Origin of the sequence: Streptomyces sp. NPDC001508, from assembly GCF_040298665.1 — a bacterium.
Taxonomy (GTDB): domain Bacteria; phylum Actinomycetota; class Actinomycetes; order Streptomycetales; family Streptomycetaceae; genus Streptomyces.
Genome location: NZ_JBEPAP010000006.1, coordinates 221,560 through 237,819, shown reverse-complemented (window position 1 = coordinate 237,819; position 16,260 = coordinate 221,560). Strand labels below are relative to the sequence as shown.

At 68.5% G+C, this 16,260-nt stretch carries 19 protein-coding genes and 1 pseudogene; 8 read left to right on the top strand and 12 right to left on the bottom strand.

Annotated elements, in window-relative coordinates:
* Window positions 1-2,387 (bottom strand): SdrD B-like domain-containing protein (locus ABT245_RS09125; RefSeq protein ID WP_351730678.1); only part of this gene is annotated, 2,387 nt, incomplete at its 3' end.
* A gap of 377 nt (window positions 2,388-2,764) precedes the next feature.
* On the opposite strand from ABT245_RS09125, the gene ABT245_RS09120 reads away from it, so the two are divergent.
* The 3 genes from ABT245_RS09120 to ABT245_RS09110 all read left to right on the top strand — a co-directional run bounded on the left by ABT245_RS09120 (window position 2,765) and on the right by ABT245_RS09110 (window position 5,633).
* A complete protein-coding gene (locus tag ABT245_RS09120; RefSeq protein ID WP_059194910.1) occupies window positions 2,765-2,968 on the top strand; it encodes a cold-shock protein in 204 nt (67 codons plus the stop codon).
* 88 nt (window positions 2,969-3,056) lie between these two features.
* Window positions 3,057-4,796 carry a DEAD/DEAH box helicase gene (locus ABT245_RS09115; RefSeq protein WP_351730675.1) on the top strand — a complete coding sequence of 580 codons (1,740 nt, stop codon included), beginning with the start codon at window positions 3,057-3,059 and terminating at the stop codon, window positions 4,794-4,796.
* 243 nt (window positions 4,797-5,039) lie between these two features.
* On the top strand, window positions 5,040-5,633 hold the full coding sequence (locus ABT245_RS09110) for a DUF4291 domain-containing protein (protein WP_351730672.1): 594 nt from the start codon (window positions 5,040-5,042) through the stop codon (window positions 5,631-5,633).
* 139 nt (window positions 5,634-5,772) lie between these two features.
* Here ABT245_RS09110 and ABT245_RS09105 read toward each other — a convergent pair whose 3' ends face one another.
* From ABT245_RS09105 to tgmA, 5 genes and pseudogenes are all read right to left on the bottom strand, one after another.
* The gene (locus ABT245_RS09105; protein ID WP_351730670.1) at window positions 5,773-6,186 is read right to left on the bottom strand and encodes an NUDIX hydrolase; all 414 of its coding nucleotides are present in this window, start codon (window positions 6,184-6,186) and stop codon (window positions 5,773-5,775) included.
* Window positions 6,183-6,305 (bottom strand): annotated as a pseudogene (locus ABT245_RS09100) (NUDIX hydrolase); the annotation flags it as partial. The gene ABT245_RS09105 and the pseudogene ABT245_RS09100, both read right to left, overlap by 4 nt.
* 120 nt (window positions 6,306-6,425) lie before the next feature.
* Window positions 6,426-7,538 carry an ATP-grasp peptide maturase system methyltransferase gene (tgmC, locus tag ABT245_RS09095; protein WP_351730667.1) on the bottom strand — a complete coding sequence of 371 codons (1,113 nt, stop codon included), beginning with the start codon at window positions 7,536-7,538 and terminating at the stop codon, window positions 6,426-6,428.
* Window positions 7,535-8,482 (bottom strand): ATP-grasp ribosomal peptide maturase, encoded by a 948-nt coding sequence (gene tgmB / locus ABT245_RS09090; protein WP_351730664.1) that lies wholly within the window; start codon window positions 8,480-8,482, stop codon window positions 7,535-7,537. The genes tgmC and tgmB overlap by 4 nt, the downstream gene beginning before the upstream one ends.
* Window positions 8,479-8,919, bottom strand: coding sequence for a putative ATP-grasp-modified RiPP (gene tgmA / locus ABT245_RS46015; protein ID WP_502982088.1), 441 nt, complete (start codon window positions 8,917-8,919; stop codon window positions 8,479-8,481). Before tgmA ends, tgmB begins: the two co-directional genes overlap by 4 nt.
* An 81-nt stretch (window positions 8,920-9,000) precedes the next feature.
* Here tgmA and ABT245_RS09080 point away from each other — a divergent pair, with 81 nt between their 5' ends.
* Both ABT245_RS09080 and ABT245_RS09075 read left to right on the top strand, forming a co-directional pair.
* On the top strand, window positions 9,001-9,753 hold the full coding sequence (locus ABT245_RS09080) for a DUF6879 family protein (RefSeq protein WP_351730658.1): 753 nt from the start codon (window positions 9,001-9,003) through the stop codon (window positions 9,751-9,753).
* Between the two features lie 10 nt (window positions 9,754-9,763).
* On the top strand, window positions 9,764-10,609 hold the full coding sequence (locus ABT245_RS09075; protein WP_351730655.1) for a helix-turn-helix domain-containing protein: 846 nt from the start codon (window positions 9,764-9,766) through the stop codon (window positions 10,607-10,609).
* 153 nt (window positions 10,610-10,762) lie between these two features.
* Here the strand turns inward: ABT245_RS09075 and ABT245_RS09070 are convergent, their stop codons facing one another.
* From ABT245_RS09070 to ABT245_RS09050, 5 genes are all read right to left on the bottom strand, one after another.
* Window positions 10,763-11,509 (bottom strand): SAM-dependent methyltransferase, encoded by a 747-nt coding sequence (locus ABT245_RS09070; protein ID WP_351730652.1) that lies wholly within the window; start codon window positions 11,507-11,509, stop codon window positions 10,763-10,765.
* 485 nt (window positions 11,510-11,994) lie between these two features.
* Window positions 11,995-12,204 (bottom strand): DUF397 domain-containing protein, encoded by a 210-nt coding sequence (locus tag ABT245_RS09065; protein WP_351730649.1) that lies wholly within the window; start codon window positions 12,202-12,204, stop codon window positions 11,995-11,997.
* Window positions 12,201-12,422, bottom strand: a complete 222-nt coding sequence (locus ABT245_RS09060; RefSeq protein ID WP_351730646.1) for a DUF397 domain-containing protein — start codon at window positions 12,420-12,422, stop codon at window positions 12,201-12,203. Before ABT245_RS09060 ends, ABT245_RS09065 begins: the two co-directional genes overlap by 4 nt.
* Window positions 12,419-12,640, bottom strand: a complete 222-nt coding sequence (locus ABT245_RS09055) for a DUF397 domain-containing protein (protein WP_351730643.1) — start codon at window positions 12,638-12,640, stop codon at window positions 12,419-12,421. Before ABT245_RS09055 ends, ABT245_RS09060 begins: the two co-directional genes overlap by 4 nt.
* On the bottom strand, window positions 12,637-13,464 hold the full coding sequence (locus tag ABT245_RS09050; RefSeq protein WP_351730641.1) for a helix-turn-helix domain-containing protein: 828 nt from the start codon (window positions 13,462-13,464) through the stop codon (window positions 12,637-12,639). The genes ABT245_RS09055 and ABT245_RS09050 overlap by 4 nt, the downstream gene beginning before the upstream one ends.
* Window positions 13,465-13,569: 105 nt before the next feature.
* Here ABT245_RS09050 and ABT245_RS09045 point away from each other — a divergent pair, with 105 nt between their 5' ends.
* The 3 genes from ABT245_RS09045 to ABT245_RS09035 all read left to right on the top strand — a co-directional run bounded on the left by ABT245_RS09045 (window position 13,570) and on the right by ABT245_RS09035 (window position 15,179).
* Window positions 13,570-13,824 carry a hypothetical protein gene (locus tag ABT245_RS09045; RefSeq protein ID WP_351730639.1) on the top strand — a complete coding sequence of 85 codons (255 nt, stop codon included), beginning with the start codon at window positions 13,570-13,572 and terminating at the stop codon, window positions 13,822-13,824.
* On the top strand, window positions 13,821-14,426 hold the full coding sequence (locus ABT245_RS09040) for a hypothetical protein (protein WP_351730636.1): 606 nt from the start codon (window positions 13,821-13,823) through the stop codon (window positions 14,424-14,426). Before ABT245_RS09045 ends, ABT245_RS09040 begins: the two co-directional genes overlap by 4 nt.
* A gap of 204 nt (window positions 14,427-14,630) precedes the next feature.
* Window positions 14,631-15,179, top strand: coding sequence for a DUF1062 domain-containing protein (locus ABT245_RS09035; RefSeq protein ID WP_351730634.1), 549 nt, complete (start codon window positions 14,631-14,633; stop codon window positions 15,177-15,179).
* A 222-nt stretch (window positions 15,180-15,401) separates the two neighbouring features.
* Here ABT245_RS09035 and ABT245_RS09025 read toward each other — a convergent pair whose 3' ends face one another.
* On the bottom strand, window positions 15,402-16,256 hold the full coding sequence (locus tag ABT245_RS09025) for a helix-turn-helix domain-containing protein (RefSeq protein WP_351730631.1): 855 nt from the start codon (window positions 16,254-16,256) through the stop codon (window positions 15,402-15,404).
* Window positions 16,257-16,260 lie beyond the last annotated feature (4 nt).

The following is a 16,260-nucleotide window of genomic DNA, read 5'->3' as shown; positions in this document are numbered from 1 at the left end:
GTGATCCCGTCGGGCAGCGGGTCGGTGACGGTCCAGCGGGTGGCGCGGTTGGGCCCGTTGTTGGTGATGATGATGTTGTACTCGATGTCCTGGCCCGGGCCCACCTTGGCGGGGCCGGTCTTGATCACGGACAGGTCCGCCTGTGGGTTGGTGAACCCGAAGTCGGCGCCGTGGTCGTTGTGGCCGGCGCCCTTCGGGGTGACCTCGACGGCCGGGAAGGGGTTGCCGGACGTCTCACCGCTGGAGTCGGTCTGGTCGTTGTCGCCCTGGTTGGGCCGGGTGGGCTTCCAGCCGTCCAGGACGCCGCCGGTCTGGTAGTCGTCCGGGTTGTCCATCTTGATGGTGTACGTCTTGCCGTACGGGAAGTCCTCCGGCCTGACGTTCTTGGTCACGGTGGAGTCGAAGTAGTACTCGCCCCGCTCGTTGGTGACCGCCGTACCGATCTTCTTGCCGGCCGCGTCGTACAGATTGACCGTGGCACCGGCCAGGCCCGGCTCACCGGGGTCCTGGATGCCGTCCTGGTCGGTGTCCTTCCAGACCCGGTTGCCGATCTGCAACGGCGCCTCGTCGCACAGCATTTCCAGGTCGCCGATGCCACGCGACTTGCCGAAGTTGTTGTTCAGGTAGATGCCACCGGTGTTGTCCTCGGCCACACGGGTGCCGTCGCTGCGGTTGAGCCACGCCAGGCCGTGCCCGGTGATCGGGTCCTGGATGGGGTCCTCCGCGATGAAGGGCATGGTGGTCTCCACCTTGGAGATGACCGTGGACCCCTCAGCGGCCTCCGCGTGCCAGCCGGCCCCGCCCGCCGCGTGCTCGCCCGGGTAGAACTCCCGGACGTTCAGGGGCTGAAGTCCGCCGTTGGTCTCCAAGGTGGCGTTGTTCTTGCAGCCGCCGTTGCCGTCGAGCACGAACATGTGGTTGCCGCCGCGGCAGGCCCGGTTGAGGTCACCGGCGTTGAGTGCGGTGGTGGCGACCCAGCCGGTGCCGGGGAATGCGGGCAGCCCCCAGCCGGCGCGGTCGGCGAAGCGGTCGGCGAAGCTGACGACCATGTCACCGTTGATCTCGAAGTCGATGTCCGACAGCTCCGGCTCCGGGTTCAGGATCGTGCCGGGCGCGCAAGTGACGCCGTCCTGGGTCGCGGGCCGGGTGTCGCTCCACGGATACCAGCTGCGGGCGGCGCAGAAGTCGTTCCTGATCGGGGCGTAACCGGTACGGGGGTATTTGATCGGCTGGTCCATGACGGTGCCGGTGAACTGCCCCGTGACCGGGTCGAAGACCTGCACGACCGCCCGCATGTCGTCCTTGGTGCGGGTGGACTGCGCCGAGCAGACGCCGCCGACGTACACCTTGCCGTCCTGGACGCCCAGGCCGAAGGGGCGCCAGTCACTGTTCGTGGCGCAGCCCGGGTCCTTGATGGGGTACGACGCCTTCGGTGCGGCGGCGGTGGGCTGGGTGGCGTCGTAGCGGTAGAGCCTGCGGTCGTGCAGGTTGACGACGTACAGGTCCTTGCCGTCCGGGCTGATGTCCAGGTCGCCGAGCGACTCCTTGCCCACCGCAGGACCGAACGCCAGGTCCATGTTGACGTCCGGCTGGTGCTGGGTGGTGCCGGGGTTGGGGACCTTCGTGAACAGCGAGGTCTGCTTGGTGGCCGGGTCGATCCGGTAGATCGCGCCCGCACCGCCGGGACCGTACTTGGTGCCCCGCTTGGCATACGCGGCGGTGAACAGCTGCTTGGTCACCCGGTTGTAGCCGGAACCCCACAGCGTGCCGGTGGTGGCCTCGTTCGCCAGGTCGGTGACCAGACCCGGGTTCGCGACGGCGTCACCCCGCGTGTTGAACGAGAACGACGACACCGTGCGCTTGCCCGGCGGCGTCGGGTTCGGCGGCGGAATCGTGGGGTTCTGGCAGACGGCGACCAGGGTGACGTTCTTCTGGCAGTAGTCCTCCGGGCTCCAGAACGAGGTGGTGATCTCCACGTTCTTGCCGCCGGACAGGTCCACGAACTCCACGTTGGACGACAGCACCGTCGGATCGATCAGATTGCTCCGCGCCGAGGCGAACCCGGGGAAGAGCACACCCTCGTCGGGGTTCTTCACCTCGACGCGGTACTTGCCGCCGCCCAGGCTGTTGCCCGGGGTGAGCTTCACCGTGCCGTCCGCCTGTGTGGTCCCGGTGATCGACCGCCCCTCGTCATCGGTCAGCACCACCGTGACCCCGGACATACCCGGCTCAAGGGCCTGGTCCCACTTGCCGTTCGCGTTCACCTCACGCACGACCCGGACGGTCGCGTCACCGTCCCCGGAGTCCGCCGCCGCCGGGGAGATCGCCGAGACCACCCCCGTCGCCGCGAGCGACGCCGATAACGCGGCCGACAAGGCCAAGGACATACCGCCGGACCATCGCCGGCGCTGCCGCTGATCCACTACCCGTTCCTTTCCTCCGCCAATGGGTGTGTGTCCGGAGCGAGCGCGCTCGCAAGCCGGACGCACCTGTAGGGATCTTCACGGGTCTCTCACATGACGAGCAGATAAGCCGAACGGGCGAGATCCCCGGCCTGCGAGGGCGGCGCGGCAGCGTGCCGCATCGGGCAACGTCCGCCCCCCTGCGACGAGTACGAGGGCGCCGAGCTGTGCTACGGTCTCGGTGTTGCAGTTGTGGTACCCATGAACCTATGTGCGCCTGACGGGAATGTTTCTCCTTCAGGCGCATTTGTTCGTTTCCGGCATTCTCCGGATGGGGCCTCTGCCTACAGAAGGAGAGCGACATGGCACAGGGAACTGTGAAGTGGTTCAACGCCGAAAAGGGTTTCGGCTTCATCGAGCAGGACGGCGGCGGCCCCGACGTCTTCGCCCACTACTCGAACATCCAGAGCCAGGGCTTCCGTGAGCTTCAGGAGGGCCAGCGGGTCTCGTTCGACGTCACGCAGGGCCAGAAGGGCCCGCAGGCGGAGAACATCGTCCCCGCCTGATCGCCGGACGCGTTATCCGCTCACCGGGGTCCGCACCGTCATGGTGCAGACCCCGGTTTGTGCTGTTTTCAGGAAGGCAGATCACTGCATGCCCCGCAGACCCCAGAAGCCGAACCGGCGCGCCTCGTCGCCCCGACCGTCCACGTCGTCACCGAGGGAATTCCGGCTGCCGGAAAGCACGACACCCGCACTTCCCGCCGTCGAGGACTTCGCCGCGCTCGACATGCCCGCGGGGCTGCTGACGACCCTGACCGCGCAGGGCGTGACCACCCCCTTCCCCATCCAGGCCGCCACCCTGCCCAACTCGCTCGCCGGCCGTGACGTACTCGCACGAGGGCGCACCGGCTCCGGCAAGACCCTCGCGTTCGGGCTCGCGCTGCTGGCCCGTACGGCGGGACTGCGCGCGGAGCCCAAGGCGCCCCTCGCCCTGGTGCTGGTGCCCACCCGGGAACTCGCCCAGCAGGTGACGGACGCGCTGACCCCCTACGCGGCAGCGGTGAACCTCCCGCTGGCCACGGTGGTCGGCGGGCTGTCCATCACTAAGCAGGCCGGTGCGCTGCGGCGCGGCGCCGAGGTGGTCGTGGCCAGTCCCGGCAGGCTCAACGACCTTGTGGAGCGCGGGGATTGCGTGCTCGACAACGTACGCATCACGGTGCTGGACGAAGCCGACCAGATGACCGACATGGGTTTTCTGCCGCAGATCACCAAGCTGATCCGGCAAGTGCGGCCCGACGGACAGCGTCTGCTCTTCTCGGCCACCCTGGACCGCACCATCGACCGCCTGGTGCAGCAGTTCCTGACCGACCCCGTGGTGCACTCCGTCGACCCGTCGGCGGGGGCGGTGACCACGATGGAACACCATGTGCTCCACATCCAGGACGAGACCGACAAGAAGGCCGTCACCACGCGTATCGCGGCCCGTGACGGCCGGGTCATCCTCTTCCTAGACACCAAGAGGTCGGCCGACCGGCTCGCCAAGCGCCTCCTGGCCGTCGGAGTCCGCGCGGCGGCACTGCACGGGGGCCGCTCCCAGCCGCAGCGCAACCGCACCCTGGAGCAGTTCAAGAACGGCCAGGTCACCGCGCTGGTGGCGACGAACGTCGCGGCCCGGGGCATACACATCGACGACCTCGACCTCGTCGTGAACGTCGACCCTCCGGCCGACCACAAGGACTATCTCCACCGGGGCGGCCGCACGGCCCGCGCGGGCGGCTCCGGCAGCGTGGTCACGCTGGTCCTGCCCGAGCAGAAACGAGACGTCACCCGGCTCATGTCGGACGCGGGCATCCGGCCCCGGACGGCCCGCATCACGTCGAGCGACACGGAACTCGCCACCCTCACCGGCGCCCGCGAGCCGTCCGGCGTGGCCGTCACCATCGCGGTCCCCCAGCCGGCGACACCGGCGCCCCGCCCCGACCGCAAGACCGGCACCGAGCCCGGCGGACGGTCCGGGCGCCGACGCGGCTCCGGGTCCCGGGGGACGGGCGCCGCCACCGGAACGGGGAGCCGGGGCGGCGCCCGCCGCTCCAGCACGACAGCCTCCGGCGGTTCTGCCGGGACGACAGCCTCCGCCGGTGCGCCCGCGAGCGGCGGGCGCCGCGCTCCCCGCCGGACGGGATCGGGCGGGACCACGACCGGTGCCGCCGGCGCGACAACCTCCGCCGGCACATCCGCGACCGGCGGGCGCCGCGCTCCCCGCCGGGCGGGCTCGGGCGGGACCACGACCGGTGCCGCCGGGGCGAAGGGTCGCGGCTCCGGGCGCCAGTCCTCGACCGGTACGGCGGCCGGCGCAGCCCCCGGATCGGCCCGCCGCAACTCCGCCTCCTAGCCCCGGGGCCCGGCACCCCCGGGCCCCGATCGACCGGGGCGTGCCCGGCATCGACTCGACGTCCTGCCGTGCCCACCGGCTGGCGGCGGTCCGGGGGACCATCCGCAGAAGGAACTCATCGCGAGACTCCCGGCGCGCGACGCACCCGACGGCCTGGCTTGCGGGATCGCGGTCGCCTGCACCACCGCTACGAGCGGGGTAATTCGATGGCGCGCGCGAAGCAGTGTGCCCACCCTGGTCCCCGTGGCAGAACCCAAATACCGGATTCGAGCCCTCCACACGGACTCCACGGTCACCGTCTACCAGGCGTACGCGCCGGAAATCGGCCTGCCGGCCGCGCGGGAGGGCCGTTTCCCGGCCCTGTGGCAGCGGGACCGGATGACGTGGATCAAGCCGTCGTTCCTGTGGATGATGTACCGCTGCGGGTGGGGCATCAAAGAAGGACAGGAGACCGTCCTCGCCATCGAGATCTCACGTGAAGGCTTCGAGCGGGCACTGGAACACGCCTGCCTGTCCCACTACGAGCATGGCCTCCACGCCGACCGCGCCACGTGGAAGCGCCAGTTGAAGCGGGCCCCGGCCCGGGTGCAATGGGACCCCGAACGCGACCTGCGCCGTCGGCCACTTGCCCACCGATCGCTCCAACTCGGCCTCGCCGGCGAAGCCGCACGTCTCTACGCCGATGAGTGGACCGTCTCCATCACCGACATCACATCGCTCGCCCACACCATCCATGCCCATGTACAGGCCGGAGACCTGGACGCCGCACGGCAACTCCTGCCCCGCGAACGTCCCTACCCGATGAAGGAAGGGGCCCTGTCTCATCTCCGCCGATGAGCCGGCCAATTGAGGTGATCGCTAAGCGCCGCTGGACGTCGGCGGCCACCTCGCCATGCTCACCGCCGACCCTGCCGCGTCATCGAACCCCACCACGAGCCCTGTCCCGGCACGCAGCCCAGATCACCACGTGGGGAAGCTACCTGATCAGCGCGGCGTCGAGATAAGCCTGCACCGGATCGAAGAGGCCGTACGGCACGTACTCGGGAATCTGGGCATGCTGAACCCACGTAACTTCAGCCAGCTCTTCCTCGTCGGCGACGTAGGGGGTCTCAGACTCTATGGCGCAGGCCACGTACGACATGCTGCGACCAGTCTTGGGGTGGACTCGTTCTCCGAGCAGCTTGAGCGCGGTCACGTTCATGCCGACTTCTTCGAAGGTCTCCCGCACTGCCGCTTGCCCAGGGCTCTCGTCTTGCTCGATCTCGCCCGCGGGGAACTGCCACGACAGCTGACCTTCCGCAACGCGGCGACGGACCATGAGCACGGCACCGTCCTGGACCACGATCGCGGCTGCGATGCCCGGTCGCTCTTCTGTCGTCTGCTCGGTCATGCGTTTTCCTCCCGTGCCGCCAGGATCGGCGGGTAGAGCGTGACGGCGGAAATGAAGCGGCCCACCGCATTCTTCGGTACCCAGGTCACATCTACGTTCTCAACCACGTCGCTGTTCGTTTGAGGGTGAAGGTGAAGTCGTCGGAGAGTTTGCGTGCGTCGACCGTGTTACGTCCCGTGCCGGCACCGGGTTACACCCCCGCGACCACACCTCCCCCCGCCCCACTGTGAGGAGCCGGCCTACCAGTGGCATGTCTGCCCGTCCGCAGTGACGGTGATCGCGAACTCCCCCGGGCTTCCGACGGCATGCCAGCGCGCCAGCTGCTCCTCGGCCACGTCCCAGAGCGCGACCCCACCGCCCTGCCGCACGATCCAACGGCCGTTCTCCTCGTACAGCGCGGCCCAGGAGCCGGACTCGACGTCGACCAGGACGTGTTGCTGCCGCCCGTCCATCTCCAGGGTGAGACGCTGCGCATCGGGGACGGCGGCCTGTACGACGAACCGCGTCGTCCAGTCGTCCAGGACGTCGGCCCCGACGACGGCCTCGCGCTCCGTGCCCGTGCCGAGGTCCGGCAGAAGACCGGGCGGCGGCGGCAGGTGCGGGCGCGCGAGCATGAAGCCGACCTGGCCGCCCAGCACGGGCCCCGATGCCGTTCCGTCGTCGTGGACCGTCAGCCGCGCAAGCTCAAAGGCTCCGAGCCAGCCTCCCACGGTTGCCAGGATCATCCCGCCCGGCCGGGTCTGCTCGACCCACGCCGACGGCACCGTGCGCACACCGCACGTGGCGATCACCCTGTCGTACGGTGCTCCCTCGGCGTGGCCGAGCAGGCCGTCACCGGTGACGAGCGTGGGACACATGCCCAGCCGAGCGAGGGCGGCGCGTGCTCCCGCGGCCACGTCCGCGTCGTACTCGATCGAGGTGACGTTCTCCTCGCCCAGCCGTCGGCAGAGCACGCCGGTGGAGTATCCGGTGCCTGTCCCGACCTCCAGCACCCGCAGCCCGTCATCGATCCGGAGGTCTTCCAGCATGCGCAGCACGAGGGAGGGCGAGGTGCTGGAGCTGGTCGGCTCGCGCATGATCTGGCCGCGGATGTCCGAGGGCACGATCGTGCCGGCGATCTGGGTCACCAGCGACTCATCGGCGTAGCAGGCTTCGAGCCATCCCGCGTCGTCTTCCAGGACGGGCGCCCACGCGGTGGGCTCAGCGCCCTCGACGCGGCGGAAGAAACCACCGTGCAGGAACTCGTGCCGCGGCACCGCCTCGGCCGCCCGCTTCCAGGGCTCGGTGCGCAGGCTGCCGCCGGCGGTGAGTGTGTCGATGAGCTGCTTGTGCAACAGGCGCTGATCGCTCACGTCGTCCTCTCCAGAAGGTCCACCAGCGCCGAGCACATCGGCAGACCTGTCTCAGGCTCCAGCCAGTACCACTGGCCGGACGGGTTGCACTCCAGGAACCACCATCGCCCGTCTTCACCGACACAGAAGTCGAAAGCGCCGAAGACGAGTCCGAAGTGGTCCAGGTAACGGTGAAGGGCCTGCTCGATGCCCGGCGGCGGTTCGACGGGCGTGTAGCTCAGCCGGCTGTAGTCGGTGCGCCAGTCCAAGAGGTCGCTGTCGATTCGGACACAGAAGACGCGGGAGCCGATGACGGTCACCCGTACATCGGCCGTCTTGGGCACGAGCTGCTGGAACAGGTGCGCCGTCCCGGCCACTCGATCGTCGATGTCCTCGGGGGTCACCTCGGCGACCTTGACGACGGAGGAGACGCCGTCGATCAGGTACGCGGGATTCCACAGCGGTTTGTAGATGACCGCGGCATGCCGCTTGATGAAGGCCCTGGCAGCGTCCGGGCTTGAGGTGATGAGGCTGGGTGGCACGTGGAAGCCGGCCCCGATGGCGGCGGTCAGGCCGGACGGTTTGAACTCGGCGTCTCCCACGCGGTGCGGGTGGTTGACGTACCGGCACCCGGGCAGTGAGGCCAGAACCCCGCCCAGTCCGTACCGGGCCTGAGTGACCGCGAACCGCGCGTCCTGTTCGCTCAGGTGTGGGAAGGCAAAGCCACTGGGACGTCGGTAATAGAGCGAACGGACGTCGGCAAGGTCGGCTGTGCGGGACGGGGTGGAGATACGGCCCTGGATACCGTCACCGGTGATCTCGGCTTCCACCGACAGTGATGCGGGGAAGTCCCCCGAGTCGAGCCGCACGACCGGGACGCCCCGGTCGTGCAGCTCGCGGATCACCACGTCGGCGGTGGGGTCGTGCAGGCTGGTGACGACCAACACCGGACGCGGATCACTCACTGGTCGTTGTCGCTTCCTTGGTCGCTGTCCGTGTTGCCCTGGCCCTGCCCGTCAGGGCTGGTGCCGGTGGCCGGGGCGGTGCCGGTGCTCGTGCCGTGACCCGGCACCTCCATGACCTGCCCGGTGCTGCTGAAGAACCGGGTGGTCTGAGTGACCGGGTCCAGCTCGGCGCGCGTGTAGCCAGGAGCCATCGTCGGGTAGGGCGCCATGCGGCTCACCCCCCACGGGGTGACGGTGTGGGCGCCGGACGGAAGCGGCGCGGACGTCGGGAGTCGATCGGAGTGAACGAACAACGGATGCTCCTTGGTTCGGTCCGATTCAGTACAGCTCGGGTCCTTGGGCCATGAACAGGACGGTAGGAACTGTCCGTTGGCAGCGGCCAGGCGATGTTCTCGAATGTTCTCGACGCCTGGCTGAATGTTCTCGTGTGATCTCATGCAAGGGGCGACACGCTGTAGAAGGGGACCCGCGCGCACGGTGATGCTGGTGGCGGCCACCCCCCATCCCGAGGAGGCAACATGGCACGACGGCTGCGGTTCAACGGCACTGACAGCAAGAACGGCGCATGCCCGGCCATCCACGACGACCTCGACTCCGGTGAAGTCATCGTCCAGGGCAAGCCGCTCACCGATCCCGCGGATTTGCGCCAGTTGCAGCACTTCGGCCCTGATGACGCCGCGGTGGCTGTCCCGCGTGAACTTCTCGTCAACCACGGCCCCAAGAACATGACGCGCGTGCCCGAGCTGATCGGTCTGGAGGAGTTCGGCCGGCTCTTCGAGACGTTCGAGCACTCGGCCTGGCACCTTGAGACCCGCCGCGGCTACGCCTCGGACCGTGCGGATCTCGGGTACGCCGAGTTCCTTGCCACCGGCACGGCCCCGATGGACCTCGACAGCGACTGGTGCGAGAACATCCGGAAGCAGACCACGAGCCGGAAGTACGTGGGACGGGTGCGCGTCGTCGACAACCCGCCGACCGAGGGCCAGCTGTTCCTCCTGTCCTACGCGCGGGTCAACGCGGCCACGGGTGAGGACGTACGGAACCTGTGGCGCGAGGACGCCGAGCGGGTTCACCTTCCCGCAGAGGACTTCTGGGTGTTCGACAGCCGCCTGGTGGCGATCCTCCGCTTCGACGAGCGGGACGTCTTCCACGACGTCGAGGTCATCACCGAGCCCGCCGAGGTGCTGCGCTACTGCCAGGTGCGGGACGCCGCCGTGCACGCGTCCATCCCGTACGACCAGTTCACGGCGCAGTTGGACGCGAAGGGCTAGAACGGCACCGGTGAGCACGGACTACCAGAAGGCTCGGGAGGCCCTGGGAACGCGCCTGAGGGAACTACGTCTCCAGGCCCCGGAAGGGCGGCTCACCGGCACTCAGCTCGCCGAGCGGCTGGGCTGGCCGCACTCCAAGGTGTACAAACTGGAGGGCGGCCGGCAGACCGCAACCGCCGATGACTTGCGCGCATGGGCTGAAGGCGTCGGCCAGCCGGAGGCATTCGAGGAACTGGACGCGCGCCTGCGGGGCTTCGAGTCCCACATCCGTTCGTGGCGCCGCCAGCTCGCCGCCGGCCACCGGCCCGTACAGGACGGCTGGAACCTCGAAGTCGGCCGGTCCACCGTCATCCGCGCGTGGGAAGAGTCGGTCATCCCCGGCATGCTTCAGACCGCGGACTACGCACGTGCGATCTTCCTGCGGTACGCAGAGTTGCACGGGTCGACGTGCGACACCGACGAAGCCGTCCGGGCCCGCATGCGTCGCCAGGAATGGCTCTACACGGCCGGCCGTAGGTTCCATGCGCTGGTCTGGGAGGCGGCCCTGCACGCGCTGGTGTGTCCGCCGTCGGTCCTCGCTGCCCAACTCGATCGGCTCGCGGGGGTGATCGGCCTGGACACCGTGGAACTCGGGATCATACCCCTCAAGGCATCGCTCAAAGTGCCGGCCGCAAACGGGTTCTGGATCCTTGACGAACGCCTTGTCGTCGCCGAGGACTGGCACGCCGAGCTGTGGATCGACGACGCCGACAGCATCGCTACCTATTTGCGGGTCTGGAAGACCTTGCAGGAGTCCGCGGTGTACGGGGCTGACGCCCAAGGAGTCATCAACGCGGCGCGGCGCGGCGCGCGCTGAACGCGTTCGACATAGACCGGCCGGGCGAGGATCCTGCGTTCCAGTACGTCGTGTAGCAGGCAGATCATGTGCAGACTGCTGTGATCGGGATTCTGCGCTCCGCTCGCAAGCGGGGCCGGCGGTATGCTGCCGGCCCCGGTATCGATGTGACCGTCAGCGGCACATGAGAGCGAAGACCCCCCAGCCGAGGTATTCACGCTGGTACCTGGCGTAGCGGGCCGGTTCCTCGGACAGCTCGGCTCTCAGTTCGGCGGCCAACTCGTCATCGGGATTCCGGGCGAGCCAGCGTCGGATGTTGATCCACTGGGCGGCCTGATACCGATCCCAGCTGTCCTGGTCGGCAAGCATCATCTCGACGACGTCGTAACCCAGTTCGCCGAACTGCTCGATCAGCTCGGGCAGCAGCCGGAAGTCATCCTTGCCGCTGGCGAGGCACGCTTCGGCGGTGTGCTGGTCCGGGGGGTCCTGGCGCCAGTATGGTTCGCCGATCAGCAGGATGCCACCGGGGCGGAGGCTGCGACGGAGCAGATCGATCGTGCCGGCCACTCCGTTGCCGATCCAGGTGGCGCCGACGCACGCGGCGAGGTCGACGGGTTCGTCCGCGACATAGCCGGATGCATCGCCGTGAAGGAAAACCACCTGATCGGCAACGCCGAGCTCGGATGCCCGGGCACGGGCCCCGGCCGTGAACTCGGTGCTGATGTCCACTCCGGTCCCGACGATGCCGTGGGCGTGCGCCCAGGTGCACAGCATCTCGCCCGACCCGCTGGCGAGGTCGAGCACGCGTGTCCCGGGGGCCAAGTGCAGCGCCTGCCCCAGGGCAGCCAGCTTCTCGCTGGTGAACGGGTTGTGGATGCGGTGACTGCTCTCGCGAATGGTGAAGCTACGTGGAAGATCCACTGTTGGGATTCCTTACGTCCGATGAGGTCATGGCGTGCACGGGGAACGGCCTGTTGACGCAGGTCGCCGTTGCCTGGACCGTCATCAAATGCACCTCATCCGGACGTGGGAACTTCGAACCCCGGTGAGGCTAGGACGCACAAGTAACTGTGTCCATCGGTTTTCGCCCGCCCTGCCCCACACCTGACCCGACTCGAAGGGACTCGGCGTCTCGGTGATCTCGGCTGTCACCGACAGTGATGCGGGGAAGTCTCCCGAGTCGAGCCGCATGACCGGGACGCCCCGCGGTCGTGCAGCTCGTGGGCGGCAGGGTGGTGCCGGTGCTGGTGCCGTGACCCGGCACCTCCCTGATCTGTGCCCGGTGCTGCTGAAGAACTGGGTGGTCTGAGTGACCGGGTCCAGTTCGGTGCGCGCGTAGCCGGGAGCCATCGTCGTGCAGGAAGGCGGCCTCGCCCTCCCGTCGAGGGGAGGGCGGGGCCGGGTGTTCAGGTGGTGCGGAACCCTCCGGTTTTGACGCCGGTCACGAAGGACGTGAAGGCGTGGGCCGGGAGGTCCAGTACCGGGCCGCTCGGGTCCTTGGAGTCACGGACGGGGACCAGGCCGCGGGAGGCGACAAGGTTTGTGGCGACCTCAATGCAGTTGCCGCCGTTGTCGCTGTAGGAGGACGTGAACCAACGCGGGGTTTCGGTCGTCACGGGGTCTCCTTCGTGGTGCCGAACCGGCCGGTCTTGACGCCGGCCACGAATGACGTGAACGCGTGGGCCGGGAGGTCCAGCACCGGACCGCTCAGATCCTTGGAGTCACGGACGGGGACCACGCCGCGAGAAGCGACGAGGTTGGCGGCGACCTCGACGCACTGGCCGCCGTTGTCGCTGTACGAGGACGTGAACCAACGCGGGGTTTCGGTCGTCACGGGGTGCCCTTCGTGGTGTCGAACCCTCCGGTTTTTACGCCGGTCACGAATGAGGTGAAGGCGTGGGCCGGGAGGTCCAGCACCGGGCCGCTCAGATCCTTGGAGTCACGGACGGGGACCACGCCGCGGGAAGCGACGAGGTTGGCGGCGACCTCGACGCACTGGCCGCCGTTGTTGCTGTAGGAGGACGTGAACCAACGCGGGGTTTCGGTCGTCACGGGGTGCCCTTTCCTGGCTGGCTGATCATGGCCACAGACTCCGCCTGCGAGCAGGCTTCGGCCTGCAGTTGATGGTAGGCCGCCAGCATGGGTAGTACGAACGTGCTATCCCGTTCGAGATGACCCCGATGGGCGGACTCGGCGTACGACACGAGCGAGCGGTCCGGCAGCGTCAGTAGCGTCACCGGCAGGTCGAACGGGCGGCGGGCTCCCATGCTGAACGGGGCGATCTGGACGACCGTATTGGGCAGTTCAGCGAACTCGACAAGACGTGCCAACTGGGCCTTCATGACGGCCGGTTCGCCCATGGGTCGACGGATGCAGCTCTCGTCCAGCACCACGAAGGTCAAGGGCGGGGGCGTCCGGGCAAGCGAGGCTTGCCGCGTCGCGACGAGCGCGACCCGCTCGTCTGCCTGCTCGCTGGTGATGACCCCCCGTTTCACCGCGCTCTGAGCGAGCACGGCCGCGTACTCCGGTGTCTGGAGCAACCCAGGGATGACACCGACCTCGTACAGCCGGATCTCTGCCGCGCGTCCCTCTTGCTCGACGAACTGCGGAGAGCCGTCCAGCAGTGCCGTCTGCCGTACCGCGCTGCCCTGGCGTTCGAGTTGGCTGCCCGTGCCCAGTGCTCTGTCCGCAGTCCGCGCGAAGTGCGGAGTTGGAGATCTGCGACCGGTTTCGACCGCTGAAATATGCGTCCCGGAATAGCCCATCCGTTCGGCCAGTTCATCCTGGGTCCAGCCGCGCTCGTCTCTCAGCATGCGCAGACGCTGACCAAAAGCGGCCTTTGGTGACTTTTCCGGGTCCAGTTCTTTTCGGTTCACCGGTGACGCCTAACTATCCGAGCAAATAGCGCAGGTTGAAGACGGCTCGACTGTAGTCCACGCTGAACCCGCTTGGTAGTGGAATCACTACGGAGAGGAGTGGTCGTGTCCGGCAACAACGGCCCCACCGAGCGGCAGAAAACCCCCCGCCTTCCCACCCCCGGCACGCTGATGGTGGACGCCGACCAACGGGTCGGAGAGTTCCGCGGCGAGGCGTACGGATTCTGGTTCCTGCGCCCCGTAACAGGCGGAAAAGAATGGTCCGTTGCCCCCGAGGACGTACAACCGGCAAGCCCGGCACAGCGCTTGCACGCCGAGACGGCCCGTGCGAACGCGCGAAGCCGGGGTGAGGTGCTGTGACCGGCCCCACCCGCCGCAGCGGACCGGCGTCCCGTCGCCCGACCCCGTCCGAGAGGACCATCGCGCGTGAGGCGGCGCGTGCGGACAAGGACGCCATCATCGAGCGGTACCGGGCGCGCGAGCCGGTGCGCCGGATCGCCGACGCGTACGGCGTGACCGCGGGCTGGCTGGCGCTTCGGCTGGACGAATGGGGCGTCCCGCGCCGGCAACATCATGAGGCGCACCTGCACCGCCGGCCCGCCCAACGCCTGTTCCGCGGGCGCGAGCAGCGCCGGAGCGGGGATGAAGTGCGGGCGGCGCAGGCCGAGTTCACGAAGAGCCGTACGAGCGTGACCGCGCGCTACCGCGATGGGGAATCCGTCGCCTCCCTCGCCCGGTCGTTTCACGTGAGCCACGCGTGGGTCGCGGAACGGCTGGACGCGTGGGGCGTCTCCTGCTGGCCCCGGCCCGCCACGCGTGTCTGCGCGCGCTGTCTGCGGGAGACGGCCGAGGCGGTGCTCGTGGAGTGGATCGACACCGGAAGCGGACCCGGGGTCGAGGTATGGACGTGCCCGGAGCACGTGAAGGGATACAACCCGGACGAGAAGAGCCCCCGGCGCTGAGCCTCCGGGCCGCGGTGAGGCGCCCGAAAACCGGTGGAGTGGTGCCGCTGGGCGCCATTACCGTGCTGCCGAACCAAGTCGTCTGGGCAAGGACGTGCCGTTGTACACCTCGTGAGACACCCCGAGCGCTGATCTGTCGCGCGTCGCACCTGTGCGCCGCGCTGCTTCCTGCTGCGGACTTCTCACTGAAACCGGTGTACTTCTGTGCTCACCACCTGGGTCGTCATGCCCACCTGCCTGCCGCTCGTTCGCCGCCGCTGCCACGCGTGCGCGTCCGAACGCTTCCGGGCGAACGGAAAATTCCGCGTCAACGCACACCACAAGCTCATCGACGCCTGGCTCCTCGCGCTCTGTACCGCCTGCGGGGAAACTACGAAGCTCACGGTCCTGGAGCGGATGAACGTACGCTCCGTACGACCCGAGCTGCTGGACCGGCTGCACGACAACGACCTTGCTCTGGCAGCCGAGTTGCTTCAGGACCCGGCCGTACGGCGCCGCAACCGCATCGCCCTCGACTGGGACAGCGCCTGGCGCCTCGCCACCGGCGGACCGGATCACCTGGACCGCGAGGTGATCGACGTCTCGGTCCGCTTCACGGCGCGGATCCCCATCCGGCCGCTGCGGCTGATCGCGGAAGGCTGCTCCCTTTCGCGGACCGAGGTGGAGAGACTGCTCACGGAGGGCAATCTCGTATCGGCAGCCCGCCTGACCGGCAAACTCTCCGACGACTTCACCTTCACCCTCAAACGCTGAGCCCTCGCCGAACCCACGGGCCTGTCCGGCCACGACCCACCGGACAGGCCCTGGCGGGAGCGCGGAGGAGCCCGGTCAGCGGGTGTTCAGCGCGCGCCGCGCCGCGGTGATGACTCCTTGGGCGTCAGCCCCGTACACCGCGGACTCCTGCAAGGTCTTCCAGACCCGAGTCCGCCCATCGGGGTCAGTGGGAGCGTGGGGCCACTTTCAGTGCGTTCAGGTTCACCCCAGCGCTTCGATCGCCCTGAGGATCAGCGCACGCGCCTCCGCCCCGTACACGGCCAGCTCCGCAAGCCGGGCGAACGCCCGCAGGTAGATGTCCAGTTCGCCGGGTGCCGTGACGGTCACTTTCGCCGCAAGCAGCTCCACATGGATCCGTGTCTCGTCGAAGACGGTGAACTGCTCAAAAGGCCACATGGCGCCTTCCCTGAAGACACCGGCCGGGATGATGCCCAACGAGACGGATGGCAAGGCCATCGTGGCAAGCAGGTGGCCAAGCTGTCCGGCCATGACGTCCTTGTCGCCGATGCGGTGGTTGAGGACGTGCTCCTCGATCAGAGTCGCGAACCGGTGGTCGCCTTCTTGAAGGACCCGGGCACGTCGCATGCGCACGGCGACCGCTTCGCTGACGTCGTCCGGGGTGCCGCGGAATCCCGCGATGGTGCCCATGAGGGCAGTGGCGTAACCGGGTGTCTGAAGGTAACCGGGCATGACGTGGGAGGCGTACACGCGGAACGTACGGGTGCGCTCGTACAGCTTGGCGGAGGTCTCTGCCAACTGCTTCATGCCCGTGCGCTGGAGCCGCTTCCATTGCAGGTACATGGAGTCGGCCTGCCGGCTGGCCGCGATGATGTCGGGCGCCTGCTCGTCGGCCCCGCACGCTGTGCACCAGGCGCGTATGTCGGTGTCGGACGGGGCGGTTACGGCGTTCTCGATCCTGGAGGACTTGGCCACGGACCAGCCCGCCAGGCGAGCAAGTTCCTTGCTGGTGATGCCCGCGTCCAGGCGCAGCTCCCGCAACCGTGTCGCGAGAGCTGCGCGCGCTTCCTGCACGCCGGACGTGGGGAACGTGGGCATCCCG